2 protein-coding genes and 1 pseudogene are annotated in these 3,380 nt (G+C 67.6%); all 3 read left to right on the forward strand.

Features of this window, described 5'->3' with window-relative positions:
• A pseudogene (locus tag GO615_RS29075) lies at nucleotides 1-108 on the forward strand (IS110 family transposase); the annotation flags it as partial.
• Complete coding sequence (locus GO615_RS27325; protein ID WP_246262508.1) at nucleotides 98-1,060, forward strand: TonB-dependent receptor; 963 nt, start codon at nucleotides 98-100, stop codon at nucleotides 1,058-1,060. The pseudogene GO615_RS29075 and the gene GO615_RS27325, both read left to right, overlap by 11 nt.
• 162 nt (nucleotides 1,061-1,222) lie before the next feature.
• Nucleotides 1,223-3,343 carry a TonB-dependent siderophore receptor gene (locus tag GO615_RS27330; RefSeq protein WP_169132998.1) on the forward strand — a complete coding sequence of 707 codons (2,121 nt, stop codon included), beginning with the start codon at nucleotides 1,223-1,225 and terminating at the stop codon, nucleotides 3,341-3,343.
• Nucleotides 3,344-3,380: the final 37 nt, after the last annotated feature.

Below are 3,380 nucleotides of genomic sequence, written 5' to 3' on the forward strand. Positions count from 1 at the left end.
AAACCGCCCATGCTCATCATCGGTGCCATGATGCGAAAGCTCGTTCATGTCGCCTTCGGCGTGCTCAAATCGGGAAAGGCTTTCGATCCCGCTATACATGGCGCTTGACCCGGATAACAGTATCTACACGACGCGCGCGCCCAACTCGCGCACCATCGACAACGTCACGACGCAGGACAGCACCGCCTTCTACGTGCAGGACCAGATCGCGCTCGGCGAACAGTGGAAGGCGCTTGTCGGCGTGCGCCACGACGAGTACAAGCAGAAGACCACCGAACCGGGCAAGCCCGACTTCGAGCGCACCGACCGCGAATGGAGTCCGCGCGCCGGCCTCGTGTGGCAGCCCGACGCGACGCAGGCCTACTACGTCTCGGTGTCGCGCTCCTTCCAGCCCTCTGCCGAGCAGTTCCAGCTCTCGGCGTCGAACGTGGATGCCGATCCCGAGATCACGACCAACCACGAGATCGGCGCGAAGTGGGACTTCCTCGGCGGCGCGCTGTCCGCCGGCGCCTCGATCTTCCGCCTCGTACGCGAGGACATGAAGATCACCGACCCGGCCACGCGCCAGACGATCAACGCCGGCGAGCAGCGCACCGAGGGCTTCGAGCTGTCGCTTTCCGGCCGCCCCGCCGCAGGCTGGCAGGTCCACGCGGGCTACGCCTACCTCGACACCGAGATCGTGAAGTCGACCGCCACAGGTGGCGCCAACTTCGGCACCCGCCGCGTCACTGTCTCCTTCGAGGGCAAGGACGCCGCGATCACGCCGCGCCACAGCGGCTCGATCTGGGTCGTGCGAGAACTCGGCCGCGGCTGGAGCCTCGGCGGCGGCGTGCATGCGCAGGCCTCGCAGTACGCCTCGCCCGACAACCTAGTACGCCTGCCCGGTTTCGCGGTCTTCGACGCCGCGCTCCTCTATCGCAGCAAGGCCTACGACCTCGCGTTCAACCTCAAGAACGCCTTCGACCGTGAGTACTGGGCGACCGCCCACGGCAGCGTCAACGGCCTGAACCAGCCCGGCGCGCCGCGCACGCTGCAGGCGACCGCGACCTTCCGCTTCTGATCCACCCGCCTACCCCGGTCGTCCCGCGACGACCGGGAGAGCAGCACGCCCGCATTTAGCACCTCCACACCCGTTCCGGCCGAGCCTGTCGCGAGACCGTCGCAAGGCTCGCCCGACCACCGATCCGTAATCCCGCCCACCTTCACCCGGACCAAGCCAGCCATGCGCATCAAGACTCTCGCCCGCCTGATCCCCGCCGCCCTACTCGCCGCCTATGGCAGCGCCCACGCCCAGGAGAAAACGCTCGACGCCGTCGAAGTCTTCGCCACCGAATCGAGCTGGCGCGCCGGCAGCGTCGGCGTCGGCACCTTCCGCGACACGCCCGCGAAGGACGTGCCGATGACGATCAACGTTGTCGACCGCGACCTCCTCGACGCACAGCAGGCCAACAGCCTGTACGAGGCGATGAAGAACACCGCCGGCGTCGCCCGCGCCCAGCTCGGCGCGACCGCCTACGACAACCTCTCGATCCGCGGCCTGCTGGTCGAGAACCGCTCCAACTACCGCCTCAACGGCGGCCTGCCGATCGTGAACCTGATCGACCTGCCGCTCGAGAACAAGGAACGCGTCGAGGTCCTGAAGGGCGTCGGCGGCCTGTACTACGGCTTCGTGCCGCCGTCCGGGATCATCAACCTCGTCACCAAGCGCGCCGGCAGCACGCCCGTCACCGCGGTGCACTTCTCCACCGACGACAACGGCAGCGCCGTCGCCGGCCTCGACGTGGGTCGCCGTTTCGGCGCCAACGGCGAATTCGGCGCACGCATCAACATCGTCGGCGGCCAGCTCGAAAGCCCCGTACGCGACGCCGGAGGCGACCGCCATCTCTACGCTGGCGCCTTCGACTGGCAGGTCACCGACCGCTGGCTGCTGAAGCTCGACGTCGAGGACATCGCCAAGGACGTCGTCGAGCAGTCGAGCATCCTCGCGCTGCGCGCCGTGAACGGCGAGATTCCGCTGCCCAGGATCCCCAATCCGCGCAAGCTCATCGCCCCCGACTGGGCGAACTACGATGCGAAGGAACAGAACGTGCAGCTGCGCAGCGATTTCGCGCTCAACGACAACTGGATCTGGACCGTCGAGATGGGCCGCTCCTGGCTCGAGCGCGACCGCAACTTCTCGCAGATGCAGAACTACAACATCGCCACCGGCGAAGGCACGCTGCAGATCTCGCGCACCAAGGGGCAGGAATACATCAACCGCAGCCAGCGCACGGAGTTCGCCGGCCGCGTCGAGACCGGTGCCGTCACGCACGACCTCACCTTCGGCTATGCCCGCAACGTGCTCAGCCAGACCGCGGGCGCCACGCGCCAGATCAGCGTCGCGCAGAACCTTTACGATCCGCGCGACATCCCGGAGACGGCCGTCGTCTATCCCGACCGAGCCCTCCACTCGCGCACCTACGACCAGGGCTGGTACGCGTTCGACCGCATGGCCCTCGGAAACTGGCTGCTGATGGCGGGTGCGCGCGGCAGCGAATTCGAGTTCGAGCACGCGAACAATTCCGCGCTCGATTACACCAAGCGCCGCGTCACGCCGACCATCGCTGCGGTGTACAAGCTCACGCCCGCGACCAACCTGTACGCCGGCTACCTCGAAGGCCTCGAGGATGGCGGAATCGCGCCCGCGCGCACCATCAACGAGGGCGACTCGCTGAAGCCCATCGTCAGCCGCCAGTGGGAAGGCGGGATCAAGAGCGAATGGCAGGGCCTGCAGACCAACGCGGCGCTGTTCCAGATCGAGCGTCCGATGAACGGCGTCAACTCGCAGGGCACAACCAGCACGGCGGACGACATGTACGAGCGCCTCGGCGAAGGCCGCTACCGCGGCATCGAGCTTTCCGCCGGCGGACGCATTGCCCCCCGCTGGAGCCTGTTCGCCTCCGCGCAGTGGCTCGACGCCGAGTTCACCGACGCCGAGAACGACTCGCGCCTGGTCGGCAAGCGCCCGGCCAACACGCCACGCGTCACCGCCAGCCTCTTCGTCGAGCACAGCCTCGCCGCGCTGCCGGGCCTCGCGCTCTCCGCGGGCGCCTACTACACCGGCGAACGCGAGGTGAATCCGCTCAACCAGGCCCAGGTCGACGCCTTCACCCGCTACGACCTCGGTGCGCGCTACCGCACGAAGCTTTCCGGCCGCCAACTCGACCTCGTCGCGAATCTGGAGAACGTCACCGACGAGCGCTACTGGGCCGCGGCCGGCGACAGCCGCGTGAACTCCAACAGCCCGCTGCTCGCGGTCGGAATGCCGCGTACACTGCGCCTCTCCGCGAAACTGAGCTTCTGAGCCCGCCGTGATCCACCTCCACCCCCTGTCTCTTATA

Source organism: Aromatoleum evansii (assembly GCF_012910805.1).
Classification (GTDB): Bacteria; Pseudomonadota; Gammaproteobacteria; order Burkholderiales; family Rhodocyclaceae; genus Aromatoleum; species Aromatoleum evansii.